Genomic DNA, 21,891 nt, shown 5'->3' with positions numbered 1-21,891 from the left:
CTCCGGTCGTCCGGGTGTGATCACCGCTGCGGTGGTCACACCCGGGCGCCGCTCGGCGCGTACCGCTGCCTACGGCGGCGCCACGATCAGCTCGCAGCCGGTGCCCTACGGCTGCGCGGGGATCAGCTCCAGCCGGTCTGCAGCGCCGGCGCGGGCCAGCAGCTGCGCGGCCTGCTCGCCCGTGCGCAGCACAACCGCGTACTCCTTCTCGATGCCCAGCCCGAACCGGGCGGCGGCGATCTCGGCCAGGTGGCGGCGGCCGATCACTCCGATGAGCCACACCACCACTCCGAGCGCGACCAGCAGGACCGGGGTGAGCAGGTCACCGTCGTCGAGGGTCAGCGCGGCCCCCGCCACGAGACCGGCGCCGACGATGCCGGACAGGGCGGTGGACGAGTGCACCAGTGAGGTGCGCACCCGCTCGCGGGCGGCGATCACGGCCAGCGCCTCGTCGCACTCGCGCTGCAGGCCGGCCAGCGCCGCACGGCCCGGCAGCGCCAGGTCGCGGCGGAAACGCAGGGTGACCAGAGCGGGGTTGCGGCAGCCATCGGGGTCGAAGGCGTCGAGCAGCCAGCCGAGGTGCCGGTAGGCGTCGCGGTAGACCCACTCCAGCCGGCGCGGGGCCTGCACGGTGGCGTACTCGTAGACGGTCTCGCGGACGGTGTCGGTGCGCTCGTCGGTGGTTCCGGCCTTGCCCGCCTGGTCGTGACCGGCGTGGCCGACGGCGACGTCGGCGATGGTCTCGGACATCAGGAAGTTCCCCCAAGGTCGTGCCGCGGACCGCCCGATGCCGTCCGCCGGCCTGCATAAGCCTGCTACCTGCAACTACCCAGCACATCCGCCTGGGGGAGCATTCCCGGGTACGACGTGAGTCGTACTACGCCGCCCGGGCGTCCTCCTACGGATGACATCTCTGATGATGTGCGGTGGGCCGCTGGAGATACTCAGGGATCACCCGGAAGATCACCCTGAGCCGTCGGGGAGGTCACTCAGTGATCCCATCGGCACCCGGCGCGGCCCGCAAGCCGACCCGACCCTCAGGCGAGAGATAACTCAATGTCAGGGTTGTGTCCGGATCGGCGAATTCGCCTGCGGACGGTCACACCCGCCCGATAGTGTGCACCTACTGTCGCAGGCACGGCATCAGCCGAACTCAGGAGAAGACTCGACGTGTACGACCTCCGGCCCGGGGATCCGGAGCAGATCGGTGAATTCCGCGTAGTCGGGCGTCTCGGCGGCGGTGGCATGGGCACCGTGTACCTCGGCGAGGCCCCCGAAGGCCGTCTCGTGGCGATCAAGGTCGTGCACGAGTACCTCGCCACCGACCCGGAGTTCCGGCGCCGGTTCGGGCACGAGGTGGAGGCCGCGAGCCGGATCTCCGGCACCTACACCGCCGAGGTCCTCACCGCCGACCCCGACGCCCGGTTGCCGTGGATGGCCACCGAGTACGTCGAGGGCCGCAATCTGCTCCAGACCATCGAGGCCTCCGGCCCGCTGCACCCCGACGACGTGCTCGACCTGGCCGCCGGCGTGGCCGACGCGCTGACCGAGATCCACCGCGCGGGCGTGATCCACCGCGACCTCAAGCCCTCGAACATCCTGATGTCCCCGCAGGGGCCCCGGGTGATCGACTTCGGTATCGCGCGGGCCGCCGAGGCCAGCACGGTCACCAGCACCGGCAAGATCACCGGCTCGGCCGCCTACATGTCGCCCGAGCAGGCGGTGGGCAAGCGGGTCGGTCCGGCCACCGACATCTTCTCCCTGGGCGCCCTGCTCTACTACGCGGCCACCGGTGAGCCCGCCTTCGGCACCGGCCCGGCCACCGCCATGCTCTACCGCACGGTGCACGCCTCGGTCGACATGACGCCGATCCACTCCGCCGAGCTGCGCGACCTGATCGACGCCTGCCTGGAGAAGGACCCGGAGGACCGGCCCAACGCCAAGCACGTGGCCATCGCCGCGCGCACCGGCCAGCCGGTCACCCGCCTGCCGCGCAGCACCCCGCCCACCGGCATGCAGACCCCGGCCGAGATCGCGCTCACCGCGCAACTGGGGGCCAACAGCGCCTACGACGCCCTGATGGACCAGGTGGCCTCGGCCACCGCCGGGCGCGGCAACCCGGTGATCGCACCGCCCGAGCAGCGCCGGGGCGAGCCGCACCGGGGCGAGCAGCCCTGGTGGCGCACACCGATCTTCGCGCAGGCCGCCGGGGGCGCGGTGCTGCTGGTCGCGGTCGTGGTCGGCGGCGTCATCATGCTGAACCAGGACGGCGGCCAGAAGGAGGATCCGGCGGCCAACGTCTCCGGTTCGCAGGAGGAGGGCGGCCTGGCCCCCACCGCCAGCGCCTCGTCCACCGTGATCAAGGACAAGGACGGCAAGCTGCGCACGGTGCCGGCCACCGCCCCGAACAACATCCCCACGGCCGGCGCGACCACCCGGCCCGACGGCACGGTGGTGATCCCCAGCGGCAGCACCACCCGGACCGCGACCGCCGGGCCCTCGCGCACCACGGGGCCGAAGCCCTCCGACTCGGACACCCCGGACGACGACGTGCCCGATGACGACGACGACCCGACGGTCACGTCCAAGCCGACGGTCACCCCGACCACGACGGCCGCGCCCGACCCGACGGTGACCACCGACGCGCCGCCGCCGACCACCACCCCGGCCGACCCGACCACCACCACGCCGGACACGGGCGGCGAGCCCACCGGCGACACCGGTGGCGGAGCCGCGGGCAACCCCTAGAGCAAACGAAGAACGGCCGGGTGGAAGCACCCGGCCGTTCTTCGTCAGGCCGGCCGCCGGGCCAGGAAGTCCGCCACCCGGTGCCCGTTGGCCAGCCCCCGGGCCTCGTACTTGGTCACCGGACGCCAGGCCGGGCGCTCCACCGCGCCGTCGTTCTGCAGTTCCAGCCCCGGCTCGGCCCGGAGCACGGCGGCCATCTGCTCTGCGTACGGCTCCCAGTCGGTGGCGCAGTGCAGCAGCCCACCCGGAGCCAGCCGGTCGGCCACCAGGGCGGCGAAGCGCGGCGTGACCAGGCGGCGCTTGTGATGGCGGGCCTTCGGCCAGGGGTCGGGGAAGTACACCCGTACCCCTGCCAGGCTGCCTGAGGGGATCCGGCTGCGCAGCAGTTCCTCGCCGTCACCGTTGAGCACCCGCACGTTCTCCAGGCCGCCCTCGACCAGCGCCAGCACCAGATTGCCGACCCCGGGGGTGTGCACGTCGGCCGCGAGTACGCCGGTCGCCGGATCGGCCGCAGCCATGCTCAACGTGCTGCTGCCCGTCCCGAACCCGATCTCCAGCACCACCGGCACCCCCGGGCCGAACAGGGCCCCGAGGTCGAGCGGGCCCTCCGGCACCTGGAAGCGGGAGAAGTGCGCATCCATCGCCTCGCGCCGGACGAGCCCCATGCGTCCCCTGCGCAGTTTGTACGAGGGCACGGCGGGAGGCACGAAGGTATCGGTCACCTGGACATTATCCGCCGCTGCGGGCATGCCCCGTGAACTTCGGGGGCTGCTGACGCCCCGAGCGCACCGGCGGCGCGGGCACCACGCAATCGCCCTCGCCGTCCTGCCAGGGGCGGTCGGGGTGGCCGCCGGCCAGCGCACTCTCGTACAGCTCGACCTTTCGGCTGACCGCCTCCAGGCTCGCCGCCAGCCGGTCCATCTGCCGGCGCACCTTGTCCTGGTGCTCGCGCAGCAGCTCGATGCGCTGCTGCTCGTTGCCCTCGCCGGCGCGCACCAGCTCGGTGTAGCGCGCCAGGTCGGCCAGCGGCATGCCGGAGTCGCGCAGCCGGGTGAGCAGCTGCAGCCACTGCACGTCGCTGCGGCCGTAGACGCGCCGGCCCGTGGAATCGCGCGCCACCGGATTCACGAACAGGTTCTCCTGCTCGTAGAACCGCAGGGTGTGCGCACTCAGACCGGTCTCGGCGCTCAGCTCACCGATGCTCATCGCTTCCGCAGTGGTGGTCACGGAATCCAGCCTAAGCGGGCTTGTCCTCGAGTCCACTCGAACTCCTAGCGTCTACCAGGTCGCCATCGAGAGGACTGAGCAGACATGAGTACCTGGATGATCACCGGCGCCTCCGGAGGGTTCGGCCGGCTGATGACGGAAAGGCTTCTGGAACGCGGGGACACAGTGATCGGCGCGGTCCGTCGGCCGGAGGCCCTGGACGACCTCGCGGCGAAGTACGAGCGCCTGCGCACGGTGCAGATGGACCTGACCGACGCAGAATCGGTTCGCGCGGCCACTGACCAGGCCTTCACCGCCGGGCGGGTCGATGTGGTGGTGAGCAACGCCGGCCACGGAATCTTCGGCGCGGCCGAGGAACTCACCGACGCGCAGATCCGCCGCGTCATCGACGTGAACCTGCTCGGCTCGATCGCCGTGATCCGTGCCGCCCTGCCGCACCTGCGCGCCCAGGGCGGGGGCCGGATCCTGCAGGTGGCCTCGGAGGGCGGGCAGATCGCCTACCCCAACTTCAGTGCTTACCACGCCAGCAAGTGGGGTATCGAGGGCTTCGTCGAGTCGGTCGCGCAGGAGGTCGAACCGTTCGGGATCGACTTCACCATCCTCGAACCGGGGCCTTCGCAGACCGGTTTCGGCGCCGCCCTCGACACGGCCCCGGCCACCGCGGTGTACGACCGGACGCCCTCCGGCGACATCCGGCGGGCTCTGCAGGAAGGCGGCCTGGCCTGGGTGGATCCCGGCAAGGTGGCCGACGCGTTCATCGCCGTCGCCGACGTCTCCCCCGCACCGCGCCGCCTGGCCCTCGGGTCCGGCCCCTACCAGCAGATCGAAGACGCCCTGAAGTCCCGGCTGGCGGAACTGCAGGCGCAGCGTGAGGTCACCACGTCGGTGGACGCCTGACCGGGCGGGGCCTCCTGTCCGCCGGGAGGCCCCCCGTCCGTCGATGTCCTCAGCTGACCTGCTGCAGCCGGATCAGGTTCCCGGCCGGGTCCCGCAGCGCCGCGTCCCGCACGCCGTAGGGCTGGTCGGTCGGCTCCTGGACGATGTCCACGTCGCCGCCCTGCAGCTTCTCGAAAGTGCCGTCCAGATCCTTGGTGGCCAGGTTGATGCTGGCGAAGGTGCCCTTGGCCATCATCTCGGCGACCACCCGCTTCTCGTCCTCGGTGATCCCCGGGTCGGCGGCGGGCGGGTAGAGCACGATCGAGGTGCCGGGCTGGGCCACCGGCCCCACGGTGATCCAGCGCATGTTCTCGTAGCCGACGTCGAGGCGTACCTCGAAACCCAGGACGTCGCGGTAGAAGGCCAGCGAGGCCTCCGGGTCGGTGTGCGGCAGGAACGTCTGGTGAATGGTGATGTCCATGCCGCTCAACGTAGTCGCGTGGCTGTGACCAGCGCTTCTCGATTCCTGACCGGTGCAGCGCCCTGGGGCGCGGAAGTGCCATGCTGGTCGGTATGACGTCGTTGGAGGATCTGGTCCGGCTGCGCCGGGCCCGCGACAAGATGGACCGCGACTACGCCCAGCCCCTCGACGTGGCCGCGCTGGCCCGCTTCGCGCTCATGTCCCCCGGCCACTTCTCCCGCAGCTTCAGAGCAGCGTTCGGGGAGTCCCCGTACAGCTACCTGATGACGCGGCGGATCGAGCGGGCGATGGCCCTGCTGCGCATCGGCGAGCTCAGCGTCACCGATGTCTGCCTGGCCGTGGGCTGTTCCTCGCTGGGCACCTTCAGCTCCCGCTTCACCGAACTGGTGGGCGAGAGCCCGAGCGCCTACAAGGCCCGCGCCGAGCACGCTGACGGGGCCGGGGTCGCGCCCTGCATCGCCAAGATCCACACCCGCCCGGTGCGTCACCGCCAGCCTTCGTAAACTGCCGAATTATGGACGGGAAAACCCTCCGCACCCTGGCCGTGCGCATCGCCACCGCGTTGCCCGAGGCCGAGTTCGGTTTCCCGTTCGGCCCCGAGCACGAGGTGGCCAAGGTGGTGGGCAAGGTGTTCTTCCTGGCCACCGAGCTGCGCGGCGAGCATCTGGTCACGCTGAAGTGCGAACCCGAGCACAGCCTGGCCCTGCAGGAGGAGTTCGCCGGCGCGGTCTTCCCCGGCTACCACATGAACAAGAAGCACTGGATCTCGCTGCGGGGTACCGACCAGGTCGCCGAGGACCTGGTGGACGAACTGGTGCGCACCTCGTACACCCTGGTGGTGGACACGCTCCCCCGCGCCGCCCGCCCCGGCCTTTCCGCCCAGGCTCTCAAAGGCCTTCAGATTGAGGACGATTGATCGCCTCAGCTTTCGCTGTCGGTGTCCAGGCGCTGCGCATCGGCCTGCGGGTACGCGGCCCGGTTCAGCCACCAGTCCTCCAGCCGCACCCGCAGCAGCAACAGCAGTGGGGCGGCCAGGGCGCCGGGCTGCAGAGAACGGCCGTCGAGCACGAACCGCACGCTCCACCGCTGCAGCCGACCCACCCCGGAAGTCTTTGCCCCGGAACGGTGTTCGCCGATCTCGACGGTCAGCTCGACCAGGGGCACCCGTTCCGGCCGGGGCACGAGCCGCACCTCGGTGACCCGCAGCGACCAGGCGCTGAGCGGGATGCGCTCGCGCACGTTCAAACGCTCGGTGATCTGTGCGGCGGGAAGCGGGAGCTCGTAGCCGGCGTCCATGAGTCCACGGTAGAGCGGGGCAACCGGGGTATGTAGAGGTCTTTCGTCCCCAATTGGGTTTTCCTGAGCGGGAAAGGTGCTAATGCTGCACCTTCTGACCCACCGGAGACTGCTGCGCCACCCGGATGACGGTGCGCCCGGCCGGCTCTTCCCGAAGCGCGCATGATCCGAAGCATCCGCCATGGGGATGGGTCTCGGGCGACGCTACGCCCTGGTCGTCGCGACCCTGGTGGTCGTCTACTGGCTGGTCCCCGCCGGGCTGGGCCGCAACGTCGTCGAGATCCTGGTCGGCCTGGTCGCGATGAGCGCCCTGATGCTGGCCGCCCACAACGACCGCGCCCACACCACCGCCTGGCACATGTTCGGCATCGGGGGCACGCTCATCCTGGCCGGGGACTGCGTGCAGGCCTGGTACCGGTGGTCGGGCTCCCCGCAGCCGTATCCCTCGCTGGGCGACCTGGGTTATCTGCTCGGCTACGGCGCACTGAGCCTGGGGCTGGTGCTGCTGCAGCGCGGGCGGCCGCTCACGGTCAGCGGAGTCCTGGACACCGCCGTGGTCACCGTGGCCGGCGGGCTCGTGCTGTGGATAGCGCTCGGAGACCATCTCGGCCCACCGGGCGAACTGGTCTGGTTCACCAGCCTGGCCTACCCCGTGATGAACATGCTGCTGCTGGCCCTGATCGTCTGGATCATCACCAGCCCGGTGGCGGTGCTGGACGCCGTCATCTCCCGCTGGCTGGCCCTGAGTATTGCGGCCCTGCTGATCGCGGACACCGTGTTCGGACTGTCGGACTCCTCGCTCAACTTCCAGGACCGCCTGTTCTCGATGGGCTATCTGACCATGTACGCGGGCTGGACGGGGGCCGGAGTGCGGGCCGCCAGCAGGCCCGAACCCCCTGCCCCGAGCCAGGAGACGTTGCTGTCTCCGCTGTGGCTGCTCGGCATGTACGCGGCGTTGCTGGTCGTGCCCACGATCCTGCTCATCGACTACCTCAACGACCACCAGGACAGTCACCTGCCCCTGGCGGTCGCCTCCTTCTTGCTGTCGGTGCTTGTACCGGCCCGGATGTGGCTGTCCATGCGCCAGCTCGTGGCCTCCACCCGGCAGAGCGACGCCTTCCGCGACGACCTGGCCCACCAGGCCGCCCACGACCACCTCACCGACCTGCCCAACCGCGCCTACCTGATGGAGCTGCTGTCCGCCCAGATGCACCGGGCCCGGCGCTCGGGCAGCGAGGTCGCCCTGCTCTTCGTCGACCTGGACTTCTTCAAACGGGTGAACGACCAGCTCGGCCACGCCGCCGGCGACGAGGTCCTGCGCACCACCGCCGACCGGATGAAGAGCGTGCTGCGCGCCGGGGACGTCCTGGCCCGCCAGGGCGGCGACGAGTTCGTCGTCCTGATCGACCCGGTGCCCACCCCGGCCGAGCTGATCGACATCGCCGACCGGCTGGTCAAGGCGGTCAGCGTCCCGATCATGACCGCCGCCGGCAAGGCCTCGATCGGGGCCAGCGTGGGGATCGCCCTGGCCCGGGACGGACAGATCGACGCCGAGCAGCTGCTGCAGGACGCCGACCTGGCCGCCTACCGGGCCAAGAGCAACGGCCGGGGGCGGGCCGAGATCTTCGACCAGGCGCTGCGCTCGGAGCTGGAGGCCCGGGCCAAACTCGAGCACGACATCCGCACCGGCCTGTCCGGCGGCGAGTTCGAGCTCCACTACCAACCGGTCATGAGCGTGGCCACCGGCCGGCTGCGTTCGTACGAGGCGCTGATCCGCTGGCGGCACCCCCAGCGCGGCCTGGTCCCGCCCGACGAGTTCATCCCGACCGCCGAGGAGAGCCTGCTGATCTGCGAGATCGGCCGCTGGGTGCTCGGGCGGGCGACGAAGCAGCTGACCGAGTGGACCCGCGAGGACCCGGCCGGGCACCACGACGTCACGGTGGCGGTCAACATCTCGGCCCGCCACCTGGCCTCCAAGTCGCTGGTCGACGAGGTACGCAGCGCCCTGCACGACAGCGGTCTGGACGCCCGCCGGCTGGTCCTGGAGATCACCGAGACCGTCCTCATGGACGAGCCCACCGCCGACGCGCACCTGCGCGACCTGCGCGCCCTCGGGGTCACGGTGAGTCTGGACGACTTCGGCACCGGCTACACCAGCATCGGCCAGCTGCAGAAGCTCCAGGTCGACACCCTCAAGATCGACCAGAGCTTCCTGCGCTCGGACGACCCGGCCACCCAGGCGCTGGTCGCGCTGATGATCACCGCGGCCCACGCCTTCAACCTGGACGTGGTGGCCGAGGGGGTGGAGACCGAGGAACAGCTGCAGCGCCTGTCCCGGATCGGCTGCGAGCTGGCCCAGGGCTACTACCTGGGCCGCCCCCTGCCCGCACGGGAGGCCCGGATCGCGAGCGAGCCGGCCCGCTAGTGGAACTGCGCCAGGTGCCGGGCCAGCACGTCGTCCCCGAAGTCGTTGTCGGGGTCCCGCCACACCGAGTGCACGTGGTTGCCGTTGCGCTGGGTGTTGTCCCACTCCGCCAGCAGGCCCGGCGCCTGTAGCCGGAAGTAGTGCGGCTGCCCAGGCTCCTGACTACCCGCCCAGGCGAAGTGCACCCCGTCGAAACGCTTCCCCGCGTACTTCTCGGCCTCCCGTTCGGCCAGGGACCTGGGCACCCGGTCGATGAACGTACCCAGCAGCCGACGCAGCACAGTCTGCTGATCGGCCGACAGCCAGCTTGCCGGAATGCCTTTGGGCTGGGACGAGTAACGCACGGCCTCACGGTGCTCCGGCCGGGTTCCCGCCCTGACCTCCGCCATCTCGTGCACGGCCTCCACGGAGTCCCGGAGGCGGGGCGCGGTGAAACGGCTGCGCCAGAGCTCCCCCAAAGGCATCACGTCGTCCCCGTCCACAATTTTGGGACGGTTCCCAGTGACCAGGTCTACGGGCGCCACCGGCGCCAGCACCGCCCTGGCCGCCTGTTCTCCGTCCAGCGAGCGCACCAGCTCCCCCGCCAGATCCTCCGTGGCCCCCAGAGGACGAAGGAACAGACCACCAAGAAACGGGGACGAGGCGGGGTCGGCTCCCAGGAAGCAGGGGGTGCTGGCCTGCACGGCACCATCAAGAATCAGGTGCTGCACGGAGACGTGGTGCCCGCCGAAGCGCCACGACCACGGCCCACGAGTTCCCGCCTCGTGCGGGTCACCGAAGATCCGCAGCCAGTACTGCTGCGGATCACGCCCCCGCGCCCGCCCCCAGTCGACCTCCCACCCGTCGGCCTTGTCCAGCACGTTCTCCAGACCGATGATCGTGGAGACGGTGACGTACCCCGGATCGGACAGGCCGCTGGCCAGCAGCCGCATGGCCAACCCCTGCTGCCCCGGCCGCATCTGGGTCAGCGACAGGCCACCGTGGTCGGTCGGCGTGTAGTACCAGCGGTGCCGCTCTTCGTCCGAGGGCCAGGGACACATCGCCTGCGCCCGCTGCGCCGCGTTCAGGCTGCCCAGCCAGGCGCGCGCGTTCTCGGCCATGACTGCCGCGAGATCCCCATTGGTCACGCCGTTCACGCTACGTCCGCCGACCGTGCTCCTCAACGCCTGCCCACGCTCCCAGCGCTGGTCGGCCCATCAGTGCTTTTCCACGGTGCGCGCGAGAATGCCCAGGGTGGCGCGCAGGCCGGCCTCGGGGATGATCGGGAAGTTCACCACGCCGCGGTACTCCGGCCGGATCCGGCTCCAGTCGTAGTAGGCGGTGACCAGGGTGCGGCCCTCCTCGGCCTGCAGCGTGTAGCCCCACAGGTGCTCGATCGGCGGCTGGATGGTGCCCGAGATCGTCCACTCGATCTCCTGCCCGGGCACCAGCCGCGTGATGATCACCGTGACCTCGTACTTGCCCATCGGCAGGTCGTTCAGCGACTCCCGGTCCATGTGCACCACGAACTCGTCGCCCACCTGCCGCACCCGCTCGCCCTCGGCCCACTGGAGCATGCCGGAGGAGTCGATCCGCACGTGCCCGTGCGGATCGGTGAGCACCTCGAAGATCTGCCCGGCCGGCGCCGCGATGCGCCGCTGAATCTCGAATCTCTCGTTCCCCATACCGGCCAGCGTGCCAGCTGTGCCCGTAATGAGCAAGAGCCTTCAATGACTATTACACATCGGCCCGCGCCGAGATCTGCTGGATCGCCCAGCCGTTGCCGTCCGGGTCACTGAAGAACACGAAACCCACGTTGTCCAGGGCTTTTCCGCCCTGCTCGAGCTTGGCCACATCCCCGTCGATCGCCTGCACCTCCCCCACCTCCACCCCGCGCCCCTTCAGCTCGGCGTGCGCGGCCACGATGTCGGCGACCACCAGCTGCAGACCCTTCAGCGAGCCCGGCTCCATGCCCGAGGACCCACCCAGCACGATCGAGCACCCCGAGCCGGGCGGGGTGATCTGCACGAACCGCACCCCGGGAGCGGGGGCCACGTCGTGATCGACCGGCCAGCCCATCTTCTCGCCGTAGAAGGCCTTGGCCACGTCGATGTCGGCGACCGGGACATTGACGACTTCCAGGGTGTAGTTCACGAGCCGACTCCTCAGGTAGGTAAAGCGTTCGCATATCAGGACCGCACCACCGAACGAAACTCATCGCCGGGCCGCCCCAGCCACCGGGGCGGCCCTGTCCGGGGCCTCCATCTAGCATCTCCGGCATGCAGCCCGACGTGAACGCGATGCTCCACGACCTACGCCAGCTGGTTGAGGTCGAGTCCCCCTCCGGCGACCTCGAGGCGCTCCAGGCCTCGGCGGGTGTGGTGGCCGAGATCCTGCAGAAGCGGCTCGGCGGCGAGGCGGTTCTGGTGGAGAGCGCGGCCGGACCGCACATCCGCTGGTCGGGCGGCGGCGAACCCAGGGTGCTTATCCTCGGGCATCACGACACCGTCTTCCCGATCGGGACGCTGGCCCGGCGCCCGTTCCTGGTCGAAGACGGCAAGGCTTACGGTCCGGGCACTTTCGACATGCTGGGCGGGCTGGTGCAGGCCGTGCACGGGCTGGCCCTGCTCCCCGACCTCAGCGGCGTCGAGGTGCTGGTCACGTCGGACGAGGAGGTCGGTTCGGGGGCGTCGCGGGAGCTGATCGAGCAGCTGGCCCAGGAGTGCGGGGCGGTGCTGGTCTTCGAGGGGGCCGGGGAAGGCGGTGCACTCAAGACCGGGCGCAAGGGGTGCGGCACGTTCGAGGTGTCGATCACGGGGCGGGCCTCGCACGCCGGGCTGGAGCCCGAGGCGGGCGTGAACGCGCTGGTCGAGGCGGCGCATCAGGTGCTCGCGATCGCTGCTCTGGGCCGGCCCGAGCTGGGTACGACGGTGGTGCCGTCAATGGCTTCGGCGGGCACGGCCAGCAACGTGGTTCCGGCCGAGGCGAAGATCATTGTGGACGTCCGGGTCGCCTCGGCCGATGAGACGGCGCGGATCGAGGCTGCTTTCGCGGGTCTGCGGGCGGTCGGGGCGGGCGCGAAGGTCGCGGTTGCGGGTGGTTTCAGTCGGCCACCGATGCCTGAGGAGGTGTCTGAGCACCTTTTCGGGGTCGCTCGCCAGTTCGATGCGAACCTGGAAGGGATTTCGGTGGGCGGCGGCAGCGACGGCAACCTGACGGCCGCGCTGGGTGTGCCCACGCTGGACGGGCTCGGGGCCGTGGGCGGGGGCGCCCACGCCGACCACGAGTACATCGTGGTCGGCGCGATGGCCGAACGCGCCCGCCTCACGGCCCATCTGGTGCGCTATTTGACGGCGCCGGCCACCAGCCCCGCCACGTAGTAGCGCTGCAACACCAGGTAGAGCACGATGCACGGGATCGCCGTGACCGCGACCCCGGCCTGCATGATGCCCCAGTTCATCGTGCCGAGCTGGTTGGAGGCCAGCACGGTGAGCGTGACCGGCAGGGTGAACTTGGCCTCGTCGGTGACCAGGACGAGCGCCGCGAAGAACTCGTTCCAGCAGGTGAAGAAGGTGAACAGGGCGGTGCTGATCAGGCCGGGCACGGCCACCGGCAGCATCACCCGGGTCATCGCCGACAGGTAGCCGCAGCCGTCGATCAACGCCGCCTCCTCGATGCTGGCCGGCAGCGCCGCGAAGCTGTTGCGCATCAGGAAGATCCCGAACGGCAACTGGAAGGTGGTGTACACCAGCACCAGGCCGAGCAGGCTGTTGTTCAGGCCCAGGGTGTGCAGGATCGAGAACAGTGGGGTGATGATCGCCTGGAACGGGATCATGAAGGTGGCCAGGATCAGGAAGAACAGCACCCCGCTGCCGGCGAAACGCAGCTTGGCGAAACCGTATCCGGCCAGGGTGGCGAGCACCATGGTGAGCACGGTGGCCCCGGCCGAGACCAGCACGCTGTTGCCCACGTGCGTCCAGATGCCCACCGCCCCGGTGTTGCCCAGCGCCTGGTAGTTGTCCAGCGAGAGCCCGTGGGGGTAGAGCGTGGGCGGGTTCTCGGTGGCCTCGGCCGAGCTCTTCAGCGACTGCGACAGCATGATCCACAGGGGGTAGAGCACGATCGCGGCCACGCTCAGGCAGGCCGCCCACCAGGCCGCCCGCGGTAGCGAACGGCGCACTTCCAGCAGGGTTCTCACGACAGGTCCGTCTTCCTCAGCAGGAGCATCTGCATGGCGCTGACCATGGCCAGGACGATCATCAGCATGGCCGAGAGCGCCGCGCCGTAGCCCAGGTCGAAGTTGATGAACGAGGTGCGGTAGATCTGGTAGACGGCCGTGATGGTGCTGTTCGAGGGACCGCCGGAGGTCATGATGAAGAACTGGTCGAAGGCCAGCAGCGAACCGGCCACCGAGAACACCAGCACCAGGGCGAGGGTGGGGCGCAGCAGCGGAAGCGTCACGTGCACGAACGACTTCCACGGCCCGGCCCCGTCGATCCGGGCCGCCTCGGTGAGTTCGGCCGGGATCGACTGCAGGCCGGACAGCAGCAGGATCATCTGCATGCCGGTCATCTTCCAGACCACCATCAGCACCACCACGGTCAGGGCACTGGTGGAGGTGTCGAACCAGTTGGACTCGCGGGTGCCCAGGCCGAGGTGGACGGCCAGGTCGGTGAGCGGGCCGAGGCCGGGCTGGGTCAGGTACAGCCACAGGTAGGCCGCGGCCGCGAAACCGATCACCACGGGCAGGAAGAAGATGGTCTGGAACACCCTCGCGGGCCGGCCCGGGCGGTTGATCAGGAAGGCCAGGGCCAGCGCGGCGACGAGCAGGAGCGGGGTGATGAACAGCGTGTACTTGAGCGTGAAGACCACCGAGTCCAGCCAGCTCTCGTCCTTCAGGGCCAGCCGGTAGTTCTCCAGACCGACCCAGCTGTGCTCGCCCAGCAGGGGCCAGTCGTGCAGGCTCATCCAGAACGTCATCACGAGCGGGACCAGGAAGAACACGAAGACGACGAGCAGGGCCGGGGAGACCATGGCCAGCCCGGCGAGCTGACGGCGACGGCGCTGGGTCAGGCGCGGGCCCGGGCGCCGCCGCGGGGCACCGGCGGCGACCGGGGCCGGCTTCACAGTGGTGGCGGACATCCCGTTCAGCCCGCGTCGATGATGGCCTGGGCGGCCTTCTGGGCCTCGTCCTGCGCCGCCCTGATGTCGCCGCCGCCGAACACCGCCTTGTTGATCATCGTCGCCCAGGGGCCGTTGTTGTCGTTGATGATCTCGTTCTCGACCACGCTGTACGGGGTCCGGCCGGTGCTCATCGACTCGCCGAGCACCTGGTAGCGCTCGTCGTCCACGCCGTAGACGGTCTCGACCAGGTCGGTGCGCACCGGCACGATCGAGTTGTCGGCCAGCAGTGTCTGGGCCTCGTCGCCGGTCGCCCACTTCACGAAGTCGTAGGCCACCGCCTTGTTCTTGGCCCCGGCGGTCACCGCGATCTCGTCGCCACCGGCGAACGAGGCGGTGCCGCCGTCCCGGCCGACGATCGGGGCGACGCCGAAGTCGATCTTCTTGTCGGCGGCCAGGGTCTGCACGAAGAACGCGCCCAGGTTGACCATGCCGACCTTGCCGCTCTGGAACGTGCCGCCCTGGGTGCTGCCGTTGTCGGTCTTGGACGAGGGCGCCATCAGCCCCTCCTCCCACATGGTGCGGTAGAACTGCAGAGCCTCGGTGACCTCCGGGCTGTCGAACTGCGCGGTCTTGCCGTCCTCGGAGAGCACCTCGCCGCCGCTGGCCCACACGTGCGGGGCGAACTCGAAGATGTTGCAGCCGCCGCACGATCCGGCCATCACGAAGCCGTAGTGGCCCTCACCGAGCTTCTTGATCGCCCGGGACGCCTCGAGCATCTCGTCGTAGGTGGCCGGGGGCTTCTCCGGGTCCAGGCCGGCCTTCTTGAACAGATCCTTGTTGTAGAAGGTGACCGACGCCTCGGCCGTGAACGGCAGCGCGTAGGTCTTGTCCTCGAAAACTGCCAGTTCCTTGTGGGCCGGGCTCAGGTCGTCCTTCCATTCCAGCTCCTCCAGCACCGGGGTCAGGTCGTCGAGCACCCCTTTGGAGGCGAAGTAGGGCAGGTAGACCAGGTCGATCGAGGCGATGTCGGGGCCCGAGCCGGAGGCCGCGGCGGTGCCGAACTTCTGCACGAAGCTGGCCGCCGGGATCACCGAGACCCGGACCTGCCCCTCGTGCGACTTGTTGTACGTGTCGGCCAGCAGGTTGATGAAACCCTTCTGGCTGTCCCGGGCCCACAGCGTCGCGGTGCCGACCGGCTTGTCGCTCGCGCTGGTGGTCTCATCGTCCCCGCCGCCGCAGCCGGCCAGCCCGACCAGGGCGACGGCGGCGGCCGCGGCTGCTGCCACGAACCTCATTGTTGCGACCATGACGACTTCGCTTTCCGCCCGCGCCCCCTCATTGGAGCGCGGGCTGGGAGAAGGAGGCGAACGTTGCCCTACAGCACCGGGAGCCAGACCCGCATGGCTCCCGGCCCACGGTTGGCCCAGGCGCTGTAGGGAATGGCAGTGAAATCGATGGACGTCGGGGAGACGCTGTCTTCCGACGTCGCCGTCCCCGTGGAGTAGGGGGCGTAGAGCGCCGGCTCCAGAGGCCGGGCGATCCCGGAAAGGCGCAGGCGCACCGGGGTCAGGTCTTCCGTGACTCGTTCGACCGTGATCGGTGCGGAAGGATCGAGGTGCAACTGCTCGACCAGGACGCCGGTGGGCAGGTCGGCCTGTTCGACGGCGAAGACCAGCGGGCCCCGGGTCACGGCGAGGCTGCCGCGCACGGCGTCCACCCGGTCGTCGGCGCGGACCAGCGTCGGCGGCATGGGCAGGGTGAGACGGATCTGGTCGCCGTCCTCGACCTCGGTGCGCCAGTATTGCCCCGACTCCAGCGAGAGCCTGTTATCGCCACGCTCGGCGGTGGCACCAGTGGCCCAGGCCGGGATCCGGACGCTGAGCTCCCCCGACCCCACAGCCGTGAGCACAATGTCCCCGTCGTACGGGTACTCGGTCTCGACCGTCACCGAAAGCCCGGGCGCCGCGTAGGTTCCGGCGTGCAGCAGGTGCAGCTGCAGCCCCGCCTCGGTGCCGGTGGCGACGTAGCCCTGCAGCGAGGCGATGAGCCGGGCGATGTTCGGCGGGCAGCAGGCGCAGCCATACCAGGGCAGGCGCTCACTCGGCGAGTCCTCGTCGGAACCCTCGTGCCCGGTGCGCAGTTGCAGCGGGTTGGAGTAGAAGAACGCTTTGCCGGTGTGTGAGGTCGAGGCGGCGATGCCGTTGAACAGCGCCCGTTCCATCTCCTCGGCGTAGCGCGCCTCACCGGTGGCGAGCAGCATGCGCCAGCACCACTGGAAAGCCGCGATGGAGGCGCAGGTCTCGGCGTAGGCGCGGTCCGGCGGCAGCTCGAACGGGTCACCGTAGGCCTCGTCGCGGTGCCGGGAGCCGTGGGCGCCGGTGATGTACATCTTGGTGCCGAACGCGCTGTCCCACAGCTTTTCCATGGCGCGCAGCAGCGACTCGTCGCCGTTCTCCAGGTACACGTCGGTGGCCCCGGCCGCCAGGTACAGCTGACGCACGGAATGGCCCAGGGCTTCGACGTTCTCGCGCACCGGCAGGTGGTCCTGGTAGTACAGCGAGCCGAACCGGCCGGGCTCCAGCGAGCGGTGGCCGCGCCGGTCGATCTGCCGTTCGGCGGCGGTGAGGTAGTCCTTCTCGCCCGTCTCGCGGTAGAGCTCGACCAGCGCCGTCTCCACCTCGGGGTGCCCGTCGATGATCGGGTTGCCCTCGCCGTCGTCCAGCTTGGCCACGAAATCGGCCAGTCGGGTGGCGATCTGCAGGAACCGCCGGTCCTGGCTGCCGCGGTGCAGGGCCACCGCGGCCTGGATCAGGTGGCCCGCCGAGTAGAGCTCGTGCGTGTAGTCGGGGTGGGCGAAAGGCTCCTCGCCCTCCACACCCTGCACGTAGGTGTTGAGGTAGCCGTCCTCGGCCTGGGTCTTCTCCATCAGGGTGGCCAGCTCGGCCAGCAGGTCGTTCCAGGTGGCGGTGCCGGTGCGGCCGATCTCCCAGCCGATCGCCTCCAGGGTCTTGTACAGGTCGGTGTCGGCGAACCAGGGTCCGGCGAACTTGCCCTGCGGGCCCTCCGGACCGGCCTCGGCCAGCCTCCGGAAGTTCTGGACGGCGCCGGTGGCCTCGAGATTCTCGAGGCAGTGCGGGATGGTCGCCGCCGCGTTCAGCGACTGCCAGCGCCCCAGGGGCGACTGTGGGTGCAGTTCGGCGGAGCGCAGGGCCAGTGGGGTCAGGGTGGCGGGCCGGCGGGGAACGGCCGGGCCCTGGGCCACGTGCTCGGTCTCAAGGGGCAAGGTGACGCCTCTCATCGGGACCGGCCAACGGAGCGATGCTGCCGGCTCCGTCGCCGGGAAAATTCAGGAAACCGTTTGTCTCGCTCAAAACGTAGGCCTGTGCCTCGAAGTGGTCAAGACCCGTCACTGAACGGCCGACGGCCGGGTTTCTTGCCGGACCAACGGTTTCCTGTTTAGCTGATCCGATGAGCAGTGAGACCAGCACCCCGCGCTCCGGGCCGGGGGCCGCACCCCGGCGAGCCGGCATCGCCGATGTGGCGGCGTTGGCCGGGGTATCGGTGGGCACCGCCTCCAAAGCGCTGAACGGCCGGGGGAATCTGCGGGAAGAGACCCGGGCCCGGGTGCGGGCGGCCGCTGAGCAGCTGGAGTTCGCCCCCAGCACGGTGGCCCGCAGCCTGCTCACCGGCCGCACGTTCACGGTCGGGATCATCACCACCGACAGCTACGGCCGCTTCAGCATCCCGATCATGCGCGGCGCCGAGGACGCGCTGGGGCTGGGCGAGATGCTGGCCTTCCTGTGCGACAGCCGCGAGGACCCGATCCGCGAGCAGCACCACATCCGGCGCCTGCTGGAGCGCCGGGTCGACGGGATCATCGTGGCCGGCCGGCGCACCGACGCCCGGGCCCCGATCGGCACCAACCTGCCGGTGCCGGTGGTCTACGCCCTGGCCCCCAGCGACGACCCGGACGACATCAGCGTGACCAGCGACGAGCCGGGTGCGGCCCGGCTGGCGATCGACCACCTGGTGCGGACCGGGCGCCGGCGGATCGCCCACATCACCGGCCCGCACTCGCACTCCTCCTCACGGGTGCGGGCGGCCAGTGCGATCGAGACGTTGCGCGGGCACGGGCTCGAACTGGTCGGCGATCCCTGGTTCGGGAGCTGGTCGGAGGCCTGGGGGCGGTTCGCGGTGGGGCAGTTGATGCGCAGCGACCCGGACGTGGACGGCATCTTCTGCGGGGCCGACGTCATTGCGAGAGGAACGACGGACGCCCTGCGCGAGTCCGGGGTGACGTTACCTACGGAAGTGGGTGTGGTCGGGGTGGACAACTGGGTGATCAGCGCCGAGGCCGCCCGCCCCCCACTGACCACGGTCGACCTGGGGCTGCACGAACTGGGCCGGCGCGCGGGCGAACTGCTGATCGCCGCGATCGACGGTTCCCCGGCACCGGGGACCCATACGGTGCCGGGGCATCTGGTGGTGCGTGAGTCCTAGGCCGAGAGCTGGGCCGCGACCGCTTCGAGGATCTTCACGTCGCCCTCGTAGGGGCCGCTGGACCGGGGCCAGTGCGTGATCACGTCGGTGAAGCCGAGCTCACCGGCGCGGCCGGTCATCTCCTGGTACACGCCCACGCTGCTGAGCGAGAACGGCACCTCGGGACGCATGGTGGGCGCGTCGAGCATCAGGTAGCGCCGCACCGGTGCACCCTCGCGCCCGGCCGTGGCCAGAGCCTCTTCGAAGATCTTGGTCAGCCCGGCCAGACCGGTGAGCCACTCGTCCAGGCTCTGCGCCCGCGCTCCGAGCGTCATCCAGCCGTCCCCCGTGCGGGCGGCGTAGCGCACTCCGCGCGGGCCGTTGGCCGCCACCACGAACGGCAGGTTGCGGGGTTCGGGCAGGGTGCGCGCATCGAGGGTGGAGAACCAGCGGCCCTCGGCCGAGACGTGGTCTTCTGAGCGCAGGCGCACCAGCAGGTCGGTGAACTCCTGGAACCGGTCGACGCGTTCCTTCACGGTGAGGTCGGGCAGGCCGAGGATGCGCGAGTCCAGGTCGCCCCCGGTGCCCACGCCGAGCACGAAGCGGCCGCCGGAGATGTCGTCCAGGGCCTGGGCCTCGCGGTACAGCGACAGCGGGTGCCGGAAGTTGGGGGCGCAGACCGCCGTGCCCAGCTCGATCCGCTCGGTGACCAGGGCGGCGGCGGAGAGCATGGGCAGGCCGGCGAACCACGGGGAGTCGGGCAGCCCACCCCAGACCAGGTGGTCGTACGTCCAGGCGTGGTCGAAGCCCAGGTCCTCGGCGGCCCGCCAGAGCGGCCGGGCCTGCGCCCAGGACTGGTCGGTGAGGATGGTGACGCCGTGCTTCACAGTGCTCCCTGGTGCCGGTGGGTACGGATTGGCCGAAACCGGCCCCCAGGCTAGTGGTGGCCGCGGGACAACTGGCAGCACTGGGCCGTCTACCCCATCGTCCTGTTCATCGCCGGCTACGTCTTCGACCGCGTTCGTGACCTCCTGCGTTGGCTGCGGACGCGACGCAACGCGCCGACCATCGATTGAGCGGCTACCGGCCGGCAGAACGAAAAGGCTTACCGCCCAGTCACTGACATCGATCGCCGTCATCCGGAAATCGTGCAAATCGGACGGCCGTGGTGGTTGACTTCCCGCCGGTGCGTGCCTGTAATGGTGCCTACGGCCACGGGGAGGTAATGCTTCATGCGCGAGCCCGTCTCCAGCATCGTGTTCGAGATACGCCGTCTGGCAAGAGATTTCCCGGGCAGTAGCCTGCCGCCCGAGATCGTCCCGACGAGCGGCGCCTTCGACGTCCTCGACGTGTCCAAGGCCGCGGTGCTGCGCCTGTCGGCGGCCGAACGGCAGGTGCTCGGCCTGGCCGCCCAGGGCTACAGCGTCAGCCAGATCTCCCGGCTCACGGCCAGCACACTCAGGCAGACCCGGGCCCGGCTCGACTTCGCGGGCGCGCACCTGGGGCTCTCCCCCGGTCTGCTCGCCGCCTTCGGCACCGCGGAGCCCTCCGGCGACAGCGTCTCCCGTGCCTGAGCTGCCCGAGCTGACGATTCCGGCCGAGACCACGGCCCGGCTGGAAGAGGTGCGCCGCACCTTCGCCGCCCTGCGCTGTCAGGCCGGGGCCACCGCCGACCCGGAGCAGAAAGACCGGCTGCACCGGATGTCGGCCAAGCTGCTCGAGGGCGGTGCCCGCCCCCTGAAGCCCGGCTATCCGCAGCACCTCACCGGCCGCGAGATCGACGTGCTGGCCGTGGTCGGGGTAGGCGCCACCAACAGCGAGGCCGCGCAGCGCCTGGGCGTGAGCACCGAGACGGTGAAGGGCTACCTGCGCACGGCCATGCACAAGCTCCAGGCCACCAACCGCTACAGCGCGGTGCAGTCGGCCCGGCGCTTCCGGCTCATCCCCTGACCCCTCACCACTACCACGCCAGCGGGCCGGCCGACCGGTCGGTCAGCCGGCCTCGAGCTGCTCGCGCACCGGCCCGGCGATCCGGGCCAGCGCGGTGGCGAGGTGGCGCTGCTGGGCGGCCGTGAGCGGCTCGAACACCAGCCTGCGCACCTCCTCCACATGGCCCGGCGCACACCGGCGTACCTTGTCCAGGCCCGCCTCGGTGAGCGTGGCCAGGGTGTAGCGCCCGTTGTCCGGGTCCGGACGCCGGGTCACCCACCCCTGGCGCTCGAACCGCGTCATCACCTTGGACAGCCGGGGCAGGGTGCTGTTGCTCAGCAGGGCCAGCTCGCTGAGCCGCATCGTCTGCGCGCCCGCCATCGACAGCCGGGCCATCACGCTGTACTCGAAGTTGGACACCCCCTCGTCCCGCTGCAACTGACGATCCAGCAGGGCGGGTAGCGCGATCGCCACGGTGAGCAGGTCCTGCCAGAGGTTCTGCTGATCGTCGTCGAGCCAGCGGGCGGGGTCGGTCATGGCCCGCAGCTTAGGCGACCAGGCCGGTGCCGGCCTTTCCCCAGCATCTCGTTTGACTTGCCCAGGCAAGTCATCCAGACTCTTTTTCACTTGCCCAGGCAAGTGTGAAGAATCGGCCAGCAGGCCGGTTCCCCCCCTCTCGGGAGAGTGTCATGAAGGCGATCCGCTACCACGAGTTCGGCAGCACCGAAGTTCTGCGCCCGGAAGAGATCGAGCGCCCCGTCCCCGCCGCCGGCCAGGTGCTGGTGAAGGTGGCCGCCACCTCGTTCAACCCGGTCGACGACCACGTCCGTCTGGGCGTCCTGGCCGAGATGATCCCCACCTCGTTGCCGATCACCCCCGGCTTCGACCTGGCCGGCACCGTCGCCGAGATCGGCGAGGGCGTCAGCGGGCTGCAGGTGGGCGACGAGGTGGTGGCCATGTTCCCGCTCGACGCACCCGGCGGCGCGGCCGAATACGCTCTGATCGCAGCTGATCTGGTGGCGTCTGCTCCGCGTGGCATCGCCCTGGCCGACGCTGCTGCGCTCCCCCTGACCGGGCTCGCCGCCCGGCAGGCGGCGATCGAGCTGGCCGGCATCCGAACCGGCCAGACCGTGCTGGTCAACGGCGCGGGCGGGGCGGTGGGCAGTCTCGTGGTCCAGCTCGCCGCCCACGCCGGGGCGAAGGTCACCGCGGTCGACGGGCTGCAGCACACCGAGCGTCTCACCGCCTACGGCGCCGGCCAGGTGGTCGGTCCGCTGGATCTCGACGCGGGACCGGCGGCCGTCGGAGGGCCCTTCGACGTCGTGAT

Annotated in this window: 24 protein-coding genes; 10 read left to right on the top strand and 14 right to left on the bottom strand. The window is 70.3% G+C overall.

Translation table 11 applies throughout. The features are described 5' to 3' along the window. Positions 1 to 105 precede the first annotated feature (105 nt). Positions 106 to 750: a hypothetical protein gene (locus tag LWF15_RS33985; protein ID WP_232815113.1), complete on the bottom strand. Its 645-nt coding sequence runs from the start codon at positions 748 to 750 to the stop codon at positions 106 to 108. Positions 751 to 1,170: 420 nt separating this feature from the next. Between LWF15_RS33985 and LWF15_RS33980 the strand changes: the two genes are divergently transcribed. Then, on the top strand, positions 1,171 to 2,748 hold the full coding sequence (locus tag LWF15_RS33980) for a serine/threonine-protein kinase (protein ID WP_232815112.1): 1,578 nt from the start codon (positions 1,171 to 1,173) through the stop codon (positions 2,746 to 2,748). Between the two features lie 44 nt (positions 2,749 to 2,792). Here the strand turns inward: LWF15_RS33980 and trmB are convergent, their stop codons facing one another. Both trmB and LWF15_RS33970 read right to left on the bottom strand, forming a co-directional pair. Beyond that, positions 2,793 to 3,470 (bottom strand): tRNA (guanosine(46)-N7)-methyltransferase TrmB, encoded by a 678-nt coding sequence (gene trmB / locus LWF15_RS33975; protein WP_232815111.1) that lies wholly within the window; start codon positions 3,468 to 3,470, stop codon positions 2,793 to 2,795. Between the two features lie 7 nt (positions 3,471 to 3,477). Continuing rightward, positions 3,478 to 3,975: a MerR family transcriptional regulator gene (locus LWF15_RS33970; protein WP_232815110.1), complete on the bottom strand. Its 498-nt coding sequence runs from the start codon at positions 3,973 to 3,975 to the stop codon at positions 3,478 to 3,480. Positions 3,976 to 4,059: 84 nt separating this feature from the next. Here LWF15_RS33970 and LWF15_RS33965 point away from each other — a divergent pair, with 84 nt between their 5' ends. Then, positions 4,060 to 4,872 (top strand): SDR family oxidoreductase, encoded by an 813-nt coding sequence (locus tag LWF15_RS33965; RefSeq protein WP_232815109.1) that lies wholly within the window; start codon positions 4,060 to 4,062, stop codon positions 4,870 to 4,872. A 49-nt stretch (positions 4,873 to 4,921) separates the two neighbouring features. On the opposite strand, the gene LWF15_RS33960 is transcribed toward LWF15_RS33965, so the two are convergent. Next, positions 4,922 to 5,332, bottom strand: a complete 411-nt coding sequence (locus LWF15_RS33960; protein WP_232815108.1) for a VOC family protein — start codon at positions 5,330 to 5,332, stop codon at positions 4,922 to 4,924. A gap of 92 nt (positions 5,333 to 5,424) precedes the next feature. Between LWF15_RS33960 and LWF15_RS33955 the strand changes: the two genes are divergently transcribed. Then, complete coding sequence (locus tag LWF15_RS33955; RefSeq protein WP_232815107.1) at positions 5,425 to 5,835, top strand: helix-turn-helix transcriptional regulator; 411 nt, start codon at positions 5,425 to 5,427, stop codon at positions 5,833 to 5,835. An 11-nt stretch (positions 5,836 to 5,846) separates the two neighbouring features. After that, a complete protein-coding gene (locus tag LWF15_RS33950) occupies positions 5,847 to 6,248 on the top strand; it encodes an MmcQ/YjbR family DNA-binding protein (protein WP_232815106.1) in 402 nt (133 codons plus the stop codon). 5 nt (positions 6,249 to 6,253) lie between these two features. On the opposite strand, the gene LWF15_RS33945 is transcribed toward LWF15_RS33950, so the two are convergent. Continuing rightward, positions 6,254 to 6,628 carry a hypothetical protein gene (locus LWF15_RS33945; RefSeq protein ID WP_232815105.1) on the bottom strand — a complete coding sequence of 125 codons (375 nt, stop codon included), beginning with the start codon at positions 6,626 to 6,628 and terminating at the stop codon, positions 6,254 to 6,256. Positions 6,629 to 6,809: 181 nt separating this feature from the next. Between LWF15_RS33945 and LWF15_RS33940 the strand changes: the two genes are divergently transcribed. Beyond that, positions 6,810 to 9,053, top strand: coding sequence for a putative bifunctional diguanylate cyclase/phosphodiesterase (locus tag LWF15_RS33940; protein ID WP_232815104.1), 2,244 nt, complete (start codon positions 6,810 to 6,812; stop codon positions 9,051 to 9,053). Here the strand turns inward: LWF15_RS33940 and LWF15_RS33935 are convergent. The 3 genes from LWF15_RS33935 to LWF15_RS33925 form a co-directional block, all read right to left on the bottom strand. Next, positions 9,050 to 10,180: a DUF3500 domain-containing protein gene (locus LWF15_RS33935; RefSeq protein ID WP_232815103.1), complete on the bottom strand. Its 1,131-nt coding sequence runs from the start codon at positions 10,178 to 10,180 to the stop codon at positions 9,050 to 9,052. The two genes, LWF15_RS33940 and LWF15_RS33935, sit on opposite strands and share 4 nt — an antisense overlap. Before the next feature lie 69 nt (positions 10,181 to 10,249). Further along, on the bottom strand, positions 10,250 to 10,717 hold the full coding sequence (locus tag LWF15_RS33930; protein WP_232815102.1) for an SRPBCC family protein: 468 nt from the start codon (positions 10,715 to 10,717) through the stop codon (positions 10,250 to 10,252). Positions 10,718 to 10,769: 52 nt separating this feature from the next. Beyond that, complete coding sequence (locus LWF15_RS33925) at positions 10,770 to 11,186, bottom strand: VOC family protein (RefSeq protein ID WP_232815101.1); 417 nt, start codon at positions 11,184 to 11,186, stop codon at positions 10,770 to 10,772. Between the two features lie 125 nt (positions 11,187 to 11,311). Between LWF15_RS33925 and LWF15_RS33920 the strand changes: the two genes are divergently transcribed. Continuing rightward, a complete protein-coding gene (locus LWF15_RS33920) occupies positions 11,312 to 12,412 on the top strand; it encodes a M20 family metallopeptidase (RefSeq protein ID WP_232815100.1) in 1,101 nt (366 codons plus the stop codon). Here the strand turns inward: LWF15_RS33920 and LWF15_RS33915 are convergent. The 4 genes from LWF15_RS33915 to LWF15_RS33900 form a co-directional block, all read right to left on the bottom strand. After that, on the bottom strand, positions 12,376 to 13,230 hold the full coding sequence (locus tag LWF15_RS33915; protein ID WP_232815099.1) for a carbohydrate ABC transporter permease: 855 nt from the start codon (positions 13,228 to 13,230) through the stop codon (positions 12,376 to 12,378). The two genes, LWF15_RS33920 and LWF15_RS33915, sit on opposite strands and share 37 nt — an antisense overlap. Then, entirely contained in the window at positions 13,227 to 14,174 is a 948-nt protein-coding gene (locus tag LWF15_RS33910; protein WP_232815098.1) for a carbohydrate ABC transporter permease, read from the bottom strand. The genes LWF15_RS33915 and LWF15_RS33910 overlap by 4 nt, the downstream gene beginning before the upstream one ends. 5 nt (positions 14,175 to 14,179) lie before the next feature. Further along, positions 14,180 to 15,451, bottom strand: a complete 1,272-nt coding sequence (locus LWF15_RS33905; RefSeq protein WP_269811304.1) for an ABC transporter substrate-binding protein — start codon at positions 15,449 to 15,451, stop codon at positions 14,180 to 14,182. A gap of 80 nt (positions 15,452 to 15,531) precedes the next feature. After that, positions 15,532 to 17,439 (bottom strand): glycoside hydrolase family 127 protein, encoded by a 1,908-nt coding sequence (locus LWF15_RS33900; protein ID WP_232815096.1) that lies wholly within the window; start codon positions 17,437 to 17,439, stop codon positions 15,532 to 15,534. A gap of 185 nt (positions 17,440 to 17,624) precedes the next feature. On the opposite strand from LWF15_RS33900, the gene LWF15_RS33895 reads away from it, so the two are divergent. Then, complete coding sequence (locus tag LWF15_RS33895; RefSeq protein WP_232815095.1) at positions 17,625 to 18,656, top strand: LacI family DNA-binding transcriptional regulator; 1,032 nt, start codon at positions 17,625 to 17,627, stop codon at positions 18,654 to 18,656. Here the strand turns inward: LWF15_RS33895 and LWF15_RS33890 are convergent. Beyond that, positions 18,653 to 19,522 carry an LLM class flavin-dependent oxidoreductase gene (locus tag LWF15_RS33890; protein ID WP_232815094.1) on the bottom strand — a complete coding sequence of 290 codons (870 nt, stop codon included), beginning with the start codon at positions 19,520 to 19,522 and terminating at the stop codon, positions 18,653 to 18,655. The genes LWF15_RS33895 and LWF15_RS33890 overlap by 4 nt on opposite strands. Before the next feature lie 345 nt (positions 19,523 to 19,867). Here LWF15_RS33890 and LWF15_RS33885 point away from each other — a divergent pair, with 345 nt between their 5' ends. After that, positions 19,868 to 20,209: a helix-turn-helix domain-containing protein gene (locus LWF15_RS33885; RefSeq protein ID WP_232815093.1), complete on the top strand. Its 342-nt coding sequence runs from the start codon at positions 19,868 to 19,870 to the stop codon at positions 20,207 to 20,209. Next, positions 20,202 to 20,585 (top strand): response regulator transcription factor, encoded by a 384-nt coding sequence (locus LWF15_RS33880; RefSeq protein ID WP_232815092.1) that lies wholly within the window; start codon positions 20,202 to 20,204, stop codon positions 20,583 to 20,585. Before LWF15_RS33885 ends, LWF15_RS33880 begins: the two co-directional genes overlap by 8 nt. A 42-nt stretch (positions 20,586 to 20,627) precedes the next feature. Here LWF15_RS33880 and LWF15_RS33875 read toward each other — a convergent pair whose 3' ends face one another. Beyond that, the gene (locus tag LWF15_RS33875) at positions 20,628 to 21,101 is read right to left on the bottom strand and encodes a MarR family winged helix-turn-helix transcriptional regulator (RefSeq protein ID WP_232815091.1); all 474 of its coding nucleotides are present in this window, start codon (positions 21,099 to 21,101) and stop codon (positions 20,628 to 20,630) included. Between the two features lie 152 nt (positions 21,102 to 21,253). On the opposite strand from LWF15_RS33875, the gene LWF15_RS33870 reads away from it, so the two are divergent. After that, positions 21,254 to 21,891, top strand: a 638-nt coding sequence (locus tag LWF15_RS33870) for an NADP-dependent oxidoreductase (protein WP_232815090.1), incomplete at its 3' end; no start/stop codon positions are given.

Source organism: Kineosporia rhizophila (assembly GCF_021277265.1).
Classification (GTDB): Bacteria; Actinomycetota; Actinomycetes; order Actinomycetales; family Kineosporiaceae; genus Kineosporia; species Kineosporia rhizophila.
The sequence above is the reverse complement of the archived record's forward strand: the minus strand, read 5'-3'. Positions and strand labels throughout refer to the sequence as shown.